General features: G+C 72.9%; 10 protein-coding genes. 3 read left to right on the forward strand and 7 right to left on the reverse strand.

The features are described 5' to 3' along the window. The first annotated feature begins 46 nt into the window (after window positions 1-46). Complete coding sequence (locus tag LG943_RS01665) at window positions 47-961, forward strand: ABC transporter substrate-binding protein (protein ID WP_270070342.1); 915 nt, start codon at window positions 47-49, stop codon at window positions 959-961. A gap of 352 nt (window positions 962-1,313) precedes the next feature. Here the strand turns inward: LG943_RS01665 and LG943_RS01670 are convergent, their stop codons facing one another. Beyond that, entirely contained in the window at window positions 1,314-1,784 is a 471-nt protein-coding gene (locus LG943_RS01670) for a flavin reductase family protein (RefSeq protein ID WP_270070540.1), read from the reverse strand. A 44-nt stretch (window positions 1,785-1,828) separates the two neighbouring features. Further along, a complete protein-coding gene (sppA, locus tag LG943_RS01675) occupies window positions 1,829-3,622 on the reverse strand; it encodes a signal peptide peptidase SppA (protein WP_270070343.1) in 1,794 nt (597 codons plus the stop codon). 105 nt (window positions 3,623-3,727) lie between these two features. On the opposite strand from sppA, the gene LG943_RS01680 reads away from it, so the two are divergent. After that, window positions 3,728-4,405, forward strand: a complete 678-nt coding sequence (locus LG943_RS01680) for a hypothetical protein (RefSeq protein ID WP_270070344.1) — start codon at window positions 3,728-3,730, stop codon at window positions 4,403-4,405. A 115-nt stretch (window positions 4,406-4,520) separates the two neighbouring features. Here the strand turns inward: LG943_RS01680 and glgB are convergent, their stop codons facing one another. The 4 genes from glgB to LG943_RS01700 all read right to left on the reverse strand — a co-directional run bounded on the left by glgB (window position 4,521) and on the right by LG943_RS01700 (window position 12,321). After that, window positions 4,521-6,725, reverse strand: coding sequence for a 1,4-alpha-glucan branching protein GlgB (gene glgB, locus LG943_RS01685; RefSeq protein ID WP_270070345.1), 2,205 nt, complete (start codon window positions 6,723-6,725; stop codon window positions 4,521-4,523). 168 nt (window positions 6,726-6,893) lie between these two features. Next, window positions 6,894-8,303, reverse strand: coding sequence for a maltokinase N-terminal cap-like domain-containing protein (locus tag LG943_RS01690; RefSeq protein WP_270070346.1), 1,410 nt, complete (start codon window positions 8,301-8,303; stop codon window positions 6,894-6,896). Window positions 8,304-8,325: 22 nt separating this feature from the next. Beyond that, on the reverse strand, window positions 8,326-10,185 hold the full coding sequence (treS, locus tag LG943_RS01695) for a maltose alpha-D-glucosyltransferase (RefSeq protein WP_270070541.1): 1,860 nt from the start codon (window positions 10,183-10,185) through the stop codon (window positions 8,326-8,328). Between the two features lie 162 nt (window positions 10,186-10,347). Then, complete coding sequence (locus LG943_RS01700; protein ID WP_270070347.1) at window positions 10,348-12,321, reverse strand: alpha-1,4-glucan--maltose-1-phosphate maltosyltransferase; 1,974 nt, start codon at window positions 12,319-12,321, stop codon at window positions 10,348-10,350. 538 nt (window positions 12,322-12,859) lie between these two features. On the opposite strand from LG943_RS01700, the gene glgP reads away from it, so the two are divergent. After that, entirely contained in the window at window positions 12,860-15,487 is a 2,628-nt protein-coding gene (gene glgP, locus LG943_RS01705; protein WP_270070348.1) for an alpha-glucan family phosphorylase, read from the forward strand. A gap of 173 nt (window positions 15,488-15,660) precedes the next feature. On the opposite strand, the gene LG943_RS01710 is transcribed toward glgP, so the two are convergent. Further along, window positions 15,661-16,149, reverse strand: coding sequence for a MarR family winged helix-turn-helix transcriptional regulator (locus tag LG943_RS01710; protein ID WP_270070349.1), 489 nt, complete (start codon window positions 16,147-16,149; stop codon window positions 15,661-15,663). Between the last annotated feature and the right edge of the window lie 66 nt (window positions 16,150-16,215).

Raw genomic sequence — 16,215 nt, forward strand, 5'->3', positions numbered from 1 at the left:
CCGACCCGTCACCACGCTGACGAACGTACACACAAGAAGGTGGATCATGCGCAACCCGACGCGTCTGGCGATCGCCGGAGTACCCCTAGTCCTGCTCCTGGCCGCCTGCGGCGGCGGCGAGGACCCCTACGCGCCCTCCGGCGGCGGCGAGGGCGGCGGCGGGGGCGGCCCCATCGTGGTGGGCTCGGCCAACTTCCCCGAGAGCACCCTGCTGGCCCAGATCTACGCCCAGGCGCTGGAGGCCGAGGGCATCGAGGTCGAGACCCAGCTCGACATCGGCAGCCGCGAGGTCTACTACGACCAGGTAGCCGAGGGCAACCTGTCGGTGTTCCCCGAGTACAACGGCGCCCTGCTGTTCCACCTGGACCCCGAGGCCACCTCCGGCGACACCGAGGCCACCAACGAGGCCGTGCGCGCGGCCCTGCCCGAGGGGCTGGAGATCCTGGAGTCCTCGCCCGCCGAGAACAAGGACTCCATCACCGTCACCCAGGAGACCGCCGAGCAGGAGGACCTGGAGACCATCGCCGACCTCGCCGACGTCGCCGGGGACATGACCCTGGGCGCGCCCGCCGAGTTCGAGACCCGCACCCAGGGCGTGCCGGGCCTGGCCGACGTCTACGGCGTGGAGTTCGGCGAGTTCCGCCCGCTGGAGGGCAACCTGCTGGTGGAGGGCCTGCGCGGCGGCGACGTCCAGGCCGCCAACATGTTCACCACCGACCCGGCGTTCACCTCCGGCGAGTTCGTCGCCCTGGAGGACCCCGAGAACCTGTTCGGCGCGCAGAACGTCACGCCGCTGATCAACGCCGAGGCGGTCGACCAGGAGGCGCGCGACGTGCTCAACGCGGTCTCGGCCGAGCTGACCACCGAGATCCTGACCGAACTGGACTCCCGGGTGCAGGTGGACCACGAGGAGGCCGACGAGGTGGCCGCCGACTGGCTGGCCGAGGCCGGCCTGGCCTGACCGGCCGCCCGCACCGGCGGGCCGCCGAGGGTGAACGACGCTGACGGCGCCGTACCGGACCCCCGAGGGGGTCGGGTACGGCGCCGTCGTACGTACTACGTGCGGTACTCGGTTCCGGTTCGGTGTCGTGGCGAACGCGGCCGTGGCCGCGATCGAGGGCGGGTCGCCGGCGGCCGGGGAACCTCAGAGGATCATGGCAAGGACGAGCCCGACCACCAGAATCCCCAGCGCCGTGTAGAAGCCATCCATGCCCTCCATTGGACGACGCCCGCCCGCCCGCGCGGAACTAGCCCGCACGCACAGATTGACGTTACGGCCGAACGCGAAGGGTTATCTCTAGAGAAAGTTTGAGCTAGGCCAAAGTGCGGTATCGCCCGCCGAACCGCAGCAGCGGACCGGGTCCCTCGGCCCCCGCCCGGCCGACCTCGGGCAGCCCCGCCACCTGGGCGATGTAGAGCACGTGGTCGCCCGCCGGCACCCGCTGCTCCACCACGCACTCCAGCGCCGCCACCGCGTCGGCCAGCACCAGCGCGCCGGTGCGCTCGCCGCGCCGGTGCGGCTCCTCGGCCAGCAGCAGCCGCGCGCTGGGCCGCCCCTCGGCGGCGAACCGCCCGGCCAGCGCCCGCTGGTCGGCGGCCAGCACGCTCACCGCGAACGCGCCCTGGGCGTCGACCACCTCGGCCAGGTAGCCGTGCGCCGACAGCCCCACCAGCACGCTCGGGGGGTCGGCCGAGACCGACGTGAACGCGCTGACGGTGGCGCCGATGTCGTCGCGGTCGTCGCGCACGGTCAGCACGGTCACCCCGGTGGCGAAGCGCGCCATGGTCTCGGTGTAGGCGGCCGGGGCCACCCCGGGGGCCGCGCCGCTCACCGGACCTCCCAGGTCTCGGGCATCACCAGCGGCGCCCCCTGCGGCCAGCCCGCCAGCACCGCCAGTTCGCCCAGCAGCCCGCCGGCGCCCGGCAGGGCGGCCGCCGAGGCGGCCGCGCGGTCCTCGCTGGACTCGGCGGGCACCAGCCGGTCCAGCGGGCCGCCCGTGGACAGGGCCCGCAGCCGCCCGCCGGGCAGGCCGGCCTTCTCGCGGGCGATGCGCACCGCCGCCGGGAGCCCGCCCAGGTCGTCGACCAGGCCGTGCTCCAGGGCGTCGCGGCCGGTCCACACCCGGCCGCGCGCCACCCGGTCGACCTGCTCGGGGGTCAGCCCGCGCGCGGCGGCGACCTTGCCGGTGAAGTCGGCGTAGACGTCGTCCAGCAGGGCGTTGACCCGCTCCCACTCCGACTCGCTGAACCCCCGGTCGGAGCCGAACATGGCGGCGTGCGGACCGCCGTCCACCCGCTCCACGGCCACCCCCAGCCGCTCCAGCAGGCCGGTGAGCACCGGCTTGCCGCTGTAGACGCCGATGGACCCGGTGATGGTGCCGGGGCGGGCCACGACGGCGTCGGCGCCCAGCGTGACGTAGTAGCCGCCGGAGCCGGCGACGTCGCCCATCGAGGCGACCACGGGGGTGCCCGCCTCGCTGGTGAGCTGGACCTCGCGGCGGATCAGGTCGGAGGCCACCGCCGAGCCGCCCGGGCTGTCGACGCGGAACACCACGGCGCGCACGTGGGGGTCGCGGCGGGCGGCGCGCAGGGCGGCGGCGACGGTGTCGGCGCCCATGGTGCTGCCGCTGAGCGGCGAGCGGCGGCTGCGCCCGGAGGTGATCATGCCGGTGGCGGTGATCAGCGCGATGTAGGGGGCGGGGCGGGCGGCGGGCACCCGCCCGGCGGCGGCGCGCTGCCGGTAGCGCCCGACGTAGAGCAGGCGGGCGCCGCCGTCGCGGTCGGAAGAGCCGGTGGAGCCGGTGCCGCCGGAGTCCTCGCCGCCCTGTGCGCCCGCGCCGTCCTCGGCGGCCGCGCCGCCACCGCCCGCACCGCCGTGGCGGCGGCGCAGGTCGGCGTAGACCTCGTCGCGGTAGGCCAGCCGGTCGACCAGCCCGGCCTCCAGCGCCTCACCCGCCAGGAACGGGCCGCGCCCGATCAGCTCGCGCACCCGCTCGGGCGACATGCCCCGGCCCTGGGCGATCCCCTCGACCACCTGGTCGGTCAGGGAGTGCACGATCCGCTCGACCACCTCGCGGTGGGGCTCGGTGAAGGACCGCTCGGTGAACCGGTTGGGCGCGGTCTTGTACTCGTGGCGGGCGCCGCCCTCGAAGCGCACGCCCAGCCGCTCGGCGGCGCCGCCGTAGAAGGTCTGGCCCAGGCTCACCCCGGTCAGCCCCACCGACCCGGTGGGCACCAGGGCGATCGTTTCGAAGGCGGCGGCCAGGTAGTAGTTCACGGTGCCGGGGCCGAGTTCGCCGATGGACTCGCTCCAGGCCACGGCCTCCTTGCCGGCGGCGCGGAAGTCCTCGACGGCCGCGCGGACCTCCTGCACCTTGGCCACGCCCAGGGGGCGGCCGTCGATCCGGGCGACCAGCGCCGCCACGCGGGGGTCGCGGGCGCCGCGCCGGATGCCCTCGACGACGTCGAGGAGCTGCTGGCGGCGGCGGGCCGCGACCTCGCCGAGCGGGCCGACGGGCGCCTCCTCGAACAGCCCCTCGGTGAGGTCGAGTTCGAGGATGAGCGGGCCGCCGCGCCGGCGGAGCTGGGACACGGGTGGGAGCAGCTTCGCGAGGTCGACCATGCCCACAGGCTAACGGGTGCGGGCGGGACGCGCCGGATGGCGCGAAGGCCGCGTTTGCCCGCTATCGTCGGGGTGGTCATCCCCCCGCAGCGAGAAGGGAAGCCCATGTCCGGCACGTCGGGTTCGGTGCGGTCCTCGGCCGCCGCGGCCGGCGCCGCGGTGGCGGCGCTGGTCCTGCTCACCGCCTGCGGCGGCGGCTCGGACGGCTCCGGCGGCGGCCCCGAGCCGGAGTCCTCCTACAGCGCCGTCGTCGCCGCGGCCGAGCCCCCGCCGGCCGAGGGCTTCACCCCGGTCGAGGTCGAGGGCGTCAAGATCAACGCGCCCAAGAACTGGAGCGTCGACAACACCGGCGGCACCCTGTGCATGCGCCCGCCCGGCCAGGACGGCTGCGGCTACGGCGCGATCCAGGTGCTGCCGCACGTGGCCAAGAACGACCCCAACAAGTGGCCGAGCAAGCAGTACGACGCCGCCAACGGGTGGGCCTCCAAGCCCGACACCTGCCGCAGCCTCACCACGGCCGCGGCCGGCGACGTGGGGATCTCCGGCGCCGAGAAGGTGCCGGTGGACGACCCCCAGGGCCTGGCCCAGCACGCCGACGGCCTGAAGTCCCACCACCGCGTGTGGGAGGTCACCTGCGAGAACGACGACACCTTCGAGGTGCGCCTGTGGTTCCTGCCGCAGAGCGACGTCGCGGTGTACGTGTGGTCGGCCGACGCGCAGTACTCCACGCTGTACGACGAGGTGGCCGCCTCGATGGACGTCACCGCCTACAACGACCGCTGAGGGCGCGCGGCGGCCCGCCCGGGCCGCCGCACCCCCGCCGTACCTTCCCTACCCTCGCCGCGCGCCGACCGAGCCCCTGCCGAGGCTGCGGCCGCGCCCGCGCCGGCCCGAACGGCTACCGCGGCTCCACGGGCGCCAGCCACACCGCCGCCAGCGGCGGGAACACCACCTCGGCCGAGGCGGGCTGGCCGTGGGCGGGCCGGTCCTCGGCCGCCACCACGCCCTCGCCGGCCTCGGCGCCCGGCGCCGCGCTGACCCCGCCGCCGCCGTAGGCGCGCGCGTCGGAGTTGACCACCTCGCGCCAGGCCCCGGCGCGCGGCAGCCCCAGGCGCCGGCCGGTGCGCGGCTCGGGCGAGAAGTTCACCAGGCAGGCCAGCACCGACCCGTCGTCGCCGTGGCGCAGGAACGACAGCGTGTTGCCGGCGGCATCGCCGCCGTCCAGCCAGGTGAACCCGGCCGGGTCGGTGTCCAGCGACCACAGCGCCGGACTGGCCTGGTAGACCCGGTTGAGGTCGGCCACCAGCGCCTTGACGCCCCGGTGGTAGGCGTGGTCCAGCAGCCACCACTGCACGCCGGCCTCGTGCGACCACTCCTCGCCGTGGCCGATCTCGCCGCCCATGAACAGCAGTTGCTTGCCGGGGTGGGACCACATGTAGCCCAGCAGGCCGCGCAGCCCGGCGAAGCGCCGCCACTCGTCGCCCGGCATCTTGTACAGCAGCGAGGACTTGCCGTGCACGACCTCGTCGTGGGACAGCGGCAGCACGTAGTTCTCGCTGTAGGCGTAGACCATCGAGAACGTGATCTCGCCGTGGTGGTACTGGCGGTGCACCGGGTCGCGCTTGAGGTACTCCAGGGTGTCGTGCATCCACCCCATGTTCCACTTGAACCCGAACCCCAGGCCGCCGGTGTCGGTGGACTCGGTGACCCCCGGCCAGGCGGTGGACTCCTCGGCGATCATCATGATCCCCGGGTTGCGCCGGTAGGCGGTGGCGTTCAGCTCCTTGAGGAAGTCCAGCGCCTCCAGGTTCTCGCGCCCCCCGTGGACGTTGGGGGTCCACTCGCCCTCGTTGCGCGAGTAGTCCAGGTAGAGCATGGAGGCCACGGCGTCGACCCGCAGGCCGTCGATGTGGAACTCCTCCAGCCAGAACAGCGCGTTGGCCACCAGGAAGTTGCGGACCTCGCGGCGGCCGTAGTCGAAGATCAGGGTGTCCCAGTCGGGGTGGTGGCCGCGCTGGGGGTCGGGGTGCTCGTAGGTGGGCGAGCCGTCGAAGCGCGCCAGCGCCCACTCGTCGCTGGGGAAGTGCGCCGGCACCCAGTCCACCAGCACGCCGATCCCGGCGCGGTGCAGCTCGTCCACCAGGGCGCGGAAGTCGTCGGGCGAGCCGAACCGGGAGGACGGCGCGTAGTAGGAGGTCACCTGGTAGCCCCACGACCCGCCGAAGGGGTGCTCGGCCACCGGCAGGAACTCCACGTGGGTGAAGCCCATCTCGCGGACGTGGGCCACCAGCTCGGTCGCCAGCTCCAGGTAGGACAGGCCGGGCCGCCACGAGCCCAGGTGGACCTCGTAGACGCTCATGGGCCGGCGGGTCCACTCCTGGGTCTTGCGCTCCGACAGCCAGGCGTCGTCGCGCCACTGGTGGCGGGAGGTGAACACCACCGACGCGGTCTCGGGCGGGCGCTGGGCGGCGAACGCCATCGGGTCGGCCTTGTCGCGCCACACGCCGTCGCGGCCCAGGATCTGGTACTTGTACAGCGCGCCGTCGCCCAGGCCGGGCACGAACAGCTCCCACACCCCGCTGGACCCCAGCGAGCGCATGGGGTGGGCGGTGCCGTCCCAGTGGTTGAAGTCGCCGACCACCCGCACGCCCTGGGCGCCGGGCGCCCACACCGCGAACCCCACCCCGGTGACCTCGCCCATGGGCGAGGGGTGGCGCCGGGTGTGGGCGCCCAGGGCGCGCCACAGCTCCTCGTGGCGGCCTTCGCCGATCAGGTGGAGGTCGAGGTCGCCCAGCGTGGGCAGGTGGCGGTAGGGGTCGTCGCCGACCGCCTCGCCGGCGCCGTCGTAGGCCACGGCCAGGCGGTAGTCGGGCACCGCCGCCCCCGGCAGCACGCCGGAGAACACCCCCCGGTGCTCGTGGCGCAGCTCGACCCGGGTGCCGTCGGCCAGCACCGCGTGCACCGACCGGGCCAGCGGGCGCAGCGCGCGCACCACCGTCCCGTCGGGGCCGGGGTGCGCGCCCAGCAGGCTGTGCGGGTCGTGGTGGCGGCCCTCGACCAGGCGGTCGATCTCGGTCGTGGGAACGGGCGTGGGGACGTTCATGGGAATCGTCGCAATCCTGGGATGGCTGGGCGGGTACGGGCGGGTGGGGGGTGGCGGGCCGGGGCGGACGGGCGGTCGGGACCCGGACAGCGGGGCGGCGGGGCTGGGCGGCGGTTGCGCGGCGCGCCGGGCGCCTCGGGCGGGTCCCGACAGCCGGCCCCCGCGCCGCTAGGCGGCCAGGGCCGCGATGGAGTCCAGCGGGATGCGCAGCCACGATGGCCGGTGGTGGGCCTCGTACAGCACCTCGTAGACCGCCTTGTCGTACTCGAAGGCGCGCAGCACGGTCTGGTGCTTCTCGGGGTCGACCCCGCCGCCGAAGGCGTAGCCCGCGCTGAACGCCTCGCGGTTGCGCTGCGCCCAGGCGCGGGCGGCCGGGGCGAGTTCGGGCGCCCGCGAGGAGCCCACCAGTTGGTAGCGGGCGGCGTAGTCGAAGCTGCGCAGCATCCCGGCGACGTCGCGCAGCGGGCTGGAGGGCCGCCGGCGGTCGGCCACCGGCACGGCGGGCTCGCCCTCGAAGTCCAGCAGCACCCACCCGGCGTCGGTGCGCACGACCTGGCCCAGGTGGTAGTCGCCGTGCACGCGCTGGATGGGCAGCGGCTCGTCGACGCGCGCGAACGCCTCGTAGGCGGTGCGCAGCACCCCCACGTAGGGGTGGAGTTCGGGGACCTCGGAGGTGGCCAGGTGCAGCCGGTCCATCATCGCCCCGGCGAGGTCGCGCAGGTCGGCCGGGGTGAGGACGTCGGTGGGCAGTTCGCGGGCCAGCGCCCGGTGCACGGCGGCGGTAGCCGCGCCCAGCCGCTCGGCCTCGCCGGCGAAGTCGCCGCCGGCGTCGCCGGGCGCGATCTCGGGGGTGGCGTAGAGGTCGCGCACGCTGGTGGCGGCCAGCACCCAGCCGTCGGTGGCGCTGCGCATGTACTCCTGGAGCATGGCCAGGGTGGTGCGCGTGCGCCCGCCGGCGGCACCGGCCGCGCCGTCGTCGGTGATGTCGGTCTCGATCCAGGCGTAGGGCCGCGCCACGTAGGGGGAGCCGGCCAGGGCGGCGGTCAGCTCCAGGTCGGGGTTGAGGCCGGGCCACAGCCGCCGGAACGACTTGAGGACGTAGTCCTCGCCGAATACCAGCGAGGTGTTGGACTGCTCGCCCTTGAGCACCAGGCTGCGCAGGCCGGTGCGCACGGCGGCGCCGGGCAGGCGGGCGAACCGCACGGGGCCGCCGCCGCCGGAGGCGGGCCGCGCGGCGGGCGCCTGGGCCAGGCGCTCCAGCAGGAGTCCGGTGAGTTCGGGGTCGTGCGCGGCGTCGTAGACCGCGCAGGGGTCGCCGGAGCCGAGGTCGCACACCCCTATGGCGGCGTGCGCCAGCTCCTCGCGCAGGGTCCCCGCGGGGCGGAGCCCGAGGAGCACCTGGTAGCGGGACACGGTGCCGCGCTGGCCGATGGCGACGACCAGGACGCGCAGTCCGGGTTCGCCGGTGAGCAGGGGGTGGTCGGAATCGACACGCAGGGTGTCGATCGGCGCCCCCTTGCCGGCGAACCACCGCTGCCGTGGGATCCAGTCAGCCAGGAGCTCCTCAAGCTGCGTCATGTCTCCAAGACCTCTTCCGCTCTTATCTCCGCGTTCCCGGCGCGCCGGGGGAGCCGGTGGGGCCGGCGGCGCGCGGCGCCCGGGCCGCCGTGGTGGCCGGCCCCACCGGACCCGCCGCCACCGCGGGGGTCCGCCGCGCGGTGGTCGTGCCGGGCTGCGGTGTCGTTGGCGTCTGTCGGTTGCGGTCGTCGGTGGTGGGTCCGTCGGCCTCGTCCAGGGGAGGCAGTTGGAACCAGTAGAAGCCGTGTCCGGGAAGCGTCAGTAGGTAGGGGAGTTCCCCGATAGCGGGGAAGCGAACGCCTCCCATGCATTCGACGGGTGTCACGCTCTCGAATCTGCGCAGGTCCAGCTCCACCGGCTGGGGAAAACGCGACAGGTTGTTGACGCACAGCATGCGGTCGTCGCCGTACTCGCGGACGAACGCGAACACGCTCGGGTTGCTCGCGTGGAGTTCGGTGAACTCGCCGGTGCCGAACACCGGGTGGCGCTTGCGGATCTGGATCATCTTGCGGGTCCAGTTGAGCAGCGAGCCGGGGTTGTCGCGCTGGGCCTCGACGTTGAGCGCCTGGTAGCCGTGGATGGGGTCCAGGATCAGCGGGAGGTAGAGCCGCGCGGGGTCGCAGCGGGAGAATCCGGCGTTGCGGTCGGAGGTCCACTGCATGGGCGTGCGCACGGCGTCGCGGTCGCCCAGCCAGATGTTGTCGCCCATGCCGATCTCGTCGCCGTAGTAGAGCACCGGCGAGCCCGGCAGCGACAGCAGCAGGGCGGTGAACAACTGGATCTGGTCGCGGTCGTTGTCGAGCAGGGGCGCCAGGCGGCGGCGGATGCCGACGTTGGCCCGCATGCGGGGGTCCTTGGCGTACTCGGAGTACATGTAGTCGCGCTCTTCGTCGGTGACCATCTCCAGGGTCAGCTCGTCGTGGTTGCGCAGGAAGATGGCCCACTGGCAGTTGCGCGGGATCTGCGGGGTCTGGGCGAGGATCTCCGAGATCGGGTAGCGCTGCTCGCGGCGCACCGCCATGAACATCCGCGGCATCAGCGGGAAGTGGAAGTTCATGTGGCACTCGTCGCCGCCGGACTCGAAGTCGCCGAAGTAGTCGACCACGTCGGCCGGCCACTGGTTGGCCTCGCTCAGCAGGACCCGGTCGGGGTAGAGGCGGTCGACCTCGGCCCGCACGCGCTTGAGGAACTCGTGGGTCTCCTTCAGGTTCTCGCAGTTGGTGCCCTCGCGCTCGTAGAGGTAGGGCACCGCGTCCAGCCGGAAGCCGTCGATGCCGAGGTCCAGCCAGAACCGCAGGACCTCCAGGATGGCCTCCTGCACCGCCGGGTTCTCGAAGTTGAGGTCGGGCTGGTGGGAGAAGAACCGGTGCCAGTAGTACTGGCCGCGCACCTCGTCGTAGGACCAGTTGGACTGCTCGGTGTCGACGAAGATGATGCGGGCGTCGCCGTAGCGCTCGGTGGTGTCGGACCACACGTAGAAGTCGCCGTAGGGGCCCTCGGGGTCCTCGCGCGAGGCGACGAACCAGGGGTGCTGGTCGCTGGTGTGGTTCATGACCAGGTCGGCGATGACCCGGATGCCGCGCCGGTGCGCCTGCTCGACCAGCTCCACGAAGTCGGCGATCTGCCCGAACTCGGGCAGGATCTTCATGTAGTCGGAGATGTCGTAGCCGCCGTCGCGCAGGGGCGACTCATACAGCGGCAGCAGCCAGACGCAGTCGATACCCAGCCATTCGAGGTAGTCGAGCTTGTCGATCAGACCGCGCAGGTCGCCGGTGCCGTCGCCGTTGGAATCGAAGAAACCGCGGACGAGCACCTCGTAGAAGACGGCGTGCTTGTACCAGTAGGGATCGCGTGGTTTCTCGTGGGTGAACGTGTCGGGCACCGCCGCGAGCGGCGAGTGGGACGTGCTCGACCTGGTGCCTGGCACCGGCTCTGAAGTGGTCACGAGGCTACTCCACCAGTTGGGCGTTCCAGCGCCTGCCGCTGCAATGGCTCGCGAAGGGAGCAGGTGGCCTCGATAAGGCGGCGCTCCGTTGCGAATGCCTTATTCAGCGGGGTCTGCTGTGAAGATGTGTGCGGACTGGATATGCGGGTCAAGGCGGACATAATTGGCCGCTCCCCAGTGGTAGGATTCCCCTGAAATCTGGTCGGTAACGGTTATCCCTGAGTCAGGGGGGAATCCGAGAGCGGGCAGATCGAGCCACACCGTCGCTTCATGCGCGTGGTGCGGATCGAGGTTGACGACCACGAGGACGACGTCGTCGCGTCCTTGGTCGCCGGCCCCGGCCAGCCGCTTGGAAAAGCAGATCAGCTCCGGCTGGTCGACATGATGGAACCGCAGGTTACGCAACTCCTGCAATGCAGGATGGTTTCGCCTTAGCCAGTTTAGCCTGCGCAGGAGCGGTGCGATGGACTTTTCCTCGGACTCGGCCGCGGCCCAGTCGCGGGGGCGGTACTGGTATTTCTCGGAGTCCAGGTATTCCTCGCTTCCCGGGCGTACGGGGGTGTTCTCGCACAGTTCGTAGCCCGAGTAGATCCCCCACGACGGCGACAGCAGCGCCGCCAGGACCGCGCGGATCTCAAACGCCGGGCGCCCCCCGTGCTGGAGGTAGCCCGACAGGATGTCGGGGGTGTTGGCGAAGAAGTTGGGCCGCAGGAACGGCGCCGTCTCCTGGGTGAGTTCGCGAAGGTAGTCCTCGATCTCCTCCTTGGTGTTGCGCCAGGTGAAGTAGGTGTAGGACTGGTGGAACCCCACCTTGGCCAGGGTCTGCATCATCGCCGGCCGGGTGAACGCCTCGGACAGGAAGAGGACGTCGGGGTCGGTCGCGGCGATGTCGGCCAGCAGGCGCTCCCAGAACGCCACCGGCTTGGTGTGCGGGTTGTCGACCCGGAAGATCCGCACGCCGTGGGCCATCCAGTGCCGCACCACGCGCAGCACCTCGGCGTAGATGCCCTCGGGGTCGTTGTCGAAGTTGAGCGGGTAGATGTCCTGGTACTTCTTGGGCGGGTTCTCCGCGTAGGCGATGGACCCGTCGGCCCGGCGGGTGAACCACTCCGGGTGCTCGTCTACCCACGGATGGTCGGGTGAACACTGGAGCGCCAGATCCAGGGCGACCTCCAGGCCGTTCTCCCCGGCCGCGGCCACGAAGTCGGCGAAGTCCTCCAGGGTCCCGAGGTCGGGGTGGACGGCGTCGTGGCCACCCTCGGGGGCGCCGATTGCCCACACCGAGCCGGGGTCGCCGGGGCCGGCCTCCAGGGTGTTGTTGGGGCCCTTGCGGAAGGACCGGCCCACCGGATGGATGGGCGGCAGGTAGACGACGTCGAAGCCCATGTCGGCGATGGCCGGCAGGCGCTTGGCGGCCGAGGCGAAGGTGCCCGAGCGCCAGGTGCCCCCGGGGCCGTCCATGGCGGCGCCCTCGGAGCGCGGGAAGAACTCGTACCAGGAGCCGTAGAGCGCGCGGCGGCGGTGCACCACCAGCGGGAACCGCTTGGTGCGGGTGACCAGTTCGCGTAGCGGGTCGGCGGCGAGTTCGGCGGCGACCTCGGGGCCGGTGGCGATCTCCAGGCGGGCGGCGGGGGAGAGGGAGGCGTCGCGCAGCGCGGCGGCGATGCGCGCCATGGCCGGGCGGCGGGGCACGCGCCGGGCCACGCGGTCGAACAGCCGGGCGCCCTCCTCCAGCATGAGGTCGACGTCCTGGCCCAGCGGGATCTTGATGGCGGCGTCGTGGCGCCAGGTGGCCATCGGGTCGCTCCACGCCTCCACGGCGAAGCTCCAGCGGCCCTCGTTCTCCAGGGTGACCTCGGTGCCGTAGCGGTCGGTGCCGGGAGCCAGCAGGCTCATGGTGCGCAGGGGGCGGCGGCGCCCCCGGGGGTCGTAGAGGACCACGCCGGCGCCGAGGGCGTCGTGGCCTTCGCGGATGACGGTCGCGCTGACCGGGACGGTCTCGCCGGCGGCCGCCTTGGCGGTGCCGTGGTCCAGGACCGGCGAGACGTCGAGAATGGGAATGCGTCCAATCACAGGTGCACCATCGATGTCCAGATAGCCGAATATGTCGGATTCGTCAGTATGTGGCGCTCGCGAAAGCGGCGAGTGGGCAGCGCGGCGCAGCCGAATAGCCATACACCGCGGCTTTCGGTCATTCAGGTCAAGCGTGCTCCCCTGTCTATCGTCAGGCCGGAACCGGGGCGGAGCCGACAGTCCGAGGGAGGATATTTTTGTGATTGTCGTCACAGTGCTGCGGGGATCCCCTGTGCTGCGGCGATGTGTGTCGGCGGCACGTTCGCGGCAAAGAGGGTGGATCGGACGGATGCTCTCCTGAACATCCTGTGTCACGCGGGTTTCGGCTCGACATATAACGGAAACACAAGACGGATTAAGTGCGGCCGGCGGTTGACGGGGAGTGAAAACCGGGTGCGGAGAGTGCCCGTTGGCACGCTTTATCCGGAATTTAGGGCCCGGTGTGAAACACCGCTGGAACACGGTATTTCCAACGATCTGGTGGAAATCGGCGCGGAAGGGTCGCGCCGGGGCCGCGCATTGACTAGCCTCACGCTGCGTGAAGGCGATTCGCAGGTTCACCGTCCGTACCGTCCTCCCTGAGGCGCTGGCGCCCCTGGAGCGGCTTGCCGCCAACCTCCGCTGGGCCTGGCACGCGCCCACCCGGGAGGTCTTCGCCGCCGTCGACCCCGCCGTCTGGCGCGACTGCGGCCACGACCCCTTCCGCATGCTCGGCGAGGTCGACCGCGAGCGGTTCGACCGGCTCGGCCGCGACGAGGACTTCCTCGCCCGGCTGCGCGCCGCCGACGACGACCTCGACACCTACCTCGCCGAACCCCGCTGGTACCAGGACTACGCGGCCCGGCGGCCGGCGCCCGCCGCCGTCGCCTACTTCTCGGCCGAGTACGGCCTGACCGCCGCCCTGCCGCAGTACTCCGGCGGCCTGGGGATCCTGGCCGGCGACCACCTCAAGAGCGCCAGCGACCTCGGCGCGCCCGTCATCGGCGTCGGCCTGCTCTACCAGCACGGCTACTTCACCCAGGCGCTCTCGCCCGAGGGCTGGCAGTTGGAGGACTACCCCGAGGTCGACCCCCGCAGCCTGCCGCTCACCCAGTTGCGCGCCGGCGACGGCACGCCCGTCGACATCGTGCTCGACCTGCCCGGCGGGCGCCGGCTCAGCGCCCACGTGTGGGTGGTGCGGGTGGGCCGGGTGCCGCTGCTGCTGCTCGACGCCGGCCACGAGGGCAACCCCGCCGAGATGCGCGGGGTCACCGACCGCCTCTACGGCGGCGGCAATGAGCACCGGCTGCGCCAGGAGCTGCTGCTGGGCGTGGGCGGCGTGCGCGCCGTGCGCGCCTACTGCCGCGTGACCGGCCACCCCGAGCCCGAGGTCTTCCACATGAACGAGGGCCACGCCGGGTTCCTGGGCGTGGAGCGGGTGCGCGAGTACATCAGCGCCGGCCTGTCCTTCGCCGAGGCGGTGGAGGCCGCCCGCGCCGGCACGGTCTTCACCACCCACACCCCCGTGCCCGCCGGCATCGACCGGTTCCCCCGCGACCTGGTCGAGTCCCACTTCGGCGACGGCGACTCCGTGGCGGCGGGCGTGCCCTCCCACGAGGTCATGGCGCTGGGCGCCGAGGACTTCGCCGGGGGCGACCCCGGGGTGTTCAACATGGCGGTCATGGGCATGCGCCTGGCCCAGCGGGTCAACGGGGTCAGCCGGCTCCACGGCGCCGTCAGCCGGGGGATGTTCCAGGGGCTGTGGCCGGGCTTCGACACCGCCGAGGTGCCCATCACCTCCATCACCAACGGCGTGCACGCGCGCACGTGGGTGGCCGAGGAGGCCCAGGAGCTGGCGCACCGCATCGTGCCCGACACCGGCGAGTTCAGCGGCGTGGAGGGCTGGGAGAAGGTCACCGGTGCCGCCGAGGCCGAGCTGTGGGAGATGCGCCGCACGCTGCGCGCCCGCCTGGTCGAGGACGCCCGCCGGCGGCTGCGCGCCTCCTGGCGGCGGCGCGGCGCCAGCGAGGCCGAGCTGGGCTGGGTGGACGACGTCCTCGACCCCGACGTGCTGACCATCGGGTTCGCCCGCCGGGTGCCCTCCTACAAGCGGCTCACGCTGATGCTGCGCGACCGCGAGCGGCTGGCGTCGCTGCTGCTCGACCCCGAGCGCCCGCTCCAGATCGTGATCGCGGGTAAGGCCCACCCGGCCGACGAGGGCGGCAAGCGCCTCATCCAGGAGATCGTCCGCTTCACCGACGACCCGCGCGTGCGCCACCGCATCGTGTTCCTGCCCGACTACGACATGGACCTCGCCCGGTCCCTGGTGCAGGGCTGCGACGTGTGGCTGAACAACCCGCTGCGCCCGCTGGAGGCGTGCGGGACCTCCGGCATGAAGGCCGCGCTCAATGGCGGGCTCAACCTGTCGGTGCGCGACGGCTGGTGGGACGAGTGGTACGACGGCTCCAACGGCTGGGCCATCCCCACCGCCGACGGTGTGGAGGACCCCGACCGCCGCGACGCCCTGGAGGCGGCGGCGCTCTACGACCTGATCGAGCAGCAGGTCGTGCCGCTGTTCTACGACCACGACGACGCCGGGCTGCCCAAGCGGTGGCTGGAGATGGTCAAGCACACGCTGGTGTCGCTGGGCCCCAAGGTGCTGGCCACCCGGATGGTGCAGGACTACGTGGCGCTGCTCTACCAGGGCGCGGCCGACTCCTCGCGGCTGCTGGGCGCCGAGGACATGCGCGGCGCGCGCGAGCTGGCGGCCTGGAAGCAGCGGGTGCGCGGCGCCTGGCCGGGCGTGCGGGTGGAGCAGGTGGAGGTCATGGGCATGGAGGGGCCGCCGCTCGTGGGCCGCGACCTGGTGGTCCGGGCGTCGGTGGCGCTCAACGGGCTCGACCCCGCCGACGTGCGGGTGGAGGTCGCCGTGGGGCGGGTCTCGGAGTCCGAGCAGTTGGTCGACCCGGAGTTCGCGGAGCTGGCGCCCGACCCCGACGCCCCGGCCAACGGCGGACCGGGCGCGGTGCGGTTCACCGGCGCGGTGCCGCTGGAGCGGGCGGGCAACTGCGGGTTCACCGTGCGGGCGCTGCCCCGCCACCCGCTGCTGAGCGACCGCGCCGAGCTGGGCCTGGTGGCGGTGCCGGAGGCGCCGGCGGTGGCGGGCGACGGGATGGTGCTGCGCTAGCCGCGATATCCGCGTTGGCGGTGGTGGCCGCGCGGGCGGCCGGGTCCAAAGGGAGCCGGCCGCCCGCGCGTGCCGCCTGAGGGCGCCCACCGGGCGCCCTCGCGGCCGGCCGGGGGAGTGAGCGGCGGGGCGCGGCCGCCACGGAGCGGGTCCTCAGCGGCCGGCGCACCCTGTCAGTGGCTCTTGACCGGCGGCGGGTGCTCCTCCAGCAGCCGACCGGCGACGTCGTGCAGCAGGGCGCGCTCCTCGGTCGAGAGGCCGCCGAACACCCGGCCCTCGACCTCCTCCACCACGCGCGCGCTCTCGCGCAGCAGCTCCCGGCCGCGCTCGGTGGGCGCCACGATGTAGCGGCGGCGGTCGGCGGGGTTGCGGCGCCGCTCCACGACGCCCTGGCGCTCCAGTTCGTCGATCACGCCGACCATGACGTTGGGGTCGATGCCCAGGCGGCGGCTCAGCTCCTGCTGCGAGGGGGAGTTCAGCGAGGCGGCGGTGGCCAGGACGTTGTACTGGCGCGGGCTCATGCCCAGCGGAGCGAAGGCGGCCTCGGTGAGGGCGAGGACCACCTCGCCGAGCTTGATCAGCCGGAACCCCGTGTTGCCCCACAGCGTGCTGCCCGGAACCGTGCTGCCCGGAGCCGCGGGGGCCTCCTCTGCGCCGCTCATGGACTCATGCTAGTTCCGGCCCGGGGGGAGTGGTCGGCCGACCGGGGGTATCGTATGCTCGCCATA

This window comes from Streptomonospora mangrovi (genome assembly GCF_027604915.1).
In the GTDB taxonomy this organism is placed as follows: domain Bacteria; phylum Actinomycetota; class Actinomycetes; order Streptosporangiales; family Streptosporangiaceae; genus Streptomonospora; species Streptomonospora mangrovi.

What these genes read in the sequence shown, in the direction of transcription:
- LG943_RS01665 (WP_270070342.1), top strand. Translation starts at nt 47, where the DNA reads ATGCGCAACCCGACGCGTCTGGCGATCGCCGGAGTACCCCTAGTCCTG.
- LG943_RS01670 (WP_270070540.1), bottom strand. Translation starts at nt 1,784, where the DNA reads ATGGCGCGCTTCGCCACCGGGGTGACCGTGCTGACCGTGCGCGACGAC.
- sppA (WP_270070343.1), bottom strand. Translation starts at nt 3,622, where the DNA reads ATGGTCGACCTCGCGAAGCTGCTCCCACCCGTGTCCCAGCTCCGCCGG.
- LG943_RS01680 (WP_270070344.1), top strand. Translation starts at nt 3,728, where the DNA reads ATGTCCGGCACGTCGGGTTCGGTGCGGTCCTCGGCCGCCGCGGCCGGC.
- glgB (WP_270070345.1), bottom strand. Translation starts at nt 6,725, where the DNA reads ATGAACGTCCCCACGCCCGTTCCCACGACCGAGATCGACCGCCTGGTC.
- LG943_RS01690 (WP_270070346.1), bottom strand. Translation starts at nt 8,303, where the DNA reads ATGACGCAGCTTGAGGAGCTCCTGGCTGACTGGATCCCACGGCAGCGG.
- LG943_RS01710 (WP_270070349.1), bottom strand. Translation starts at nt 16,149, where the DNA reads ATGAGCGGCGCAGAGGAGGCCCCCGCGGCTCCGGGCAGCACGGTTCCG.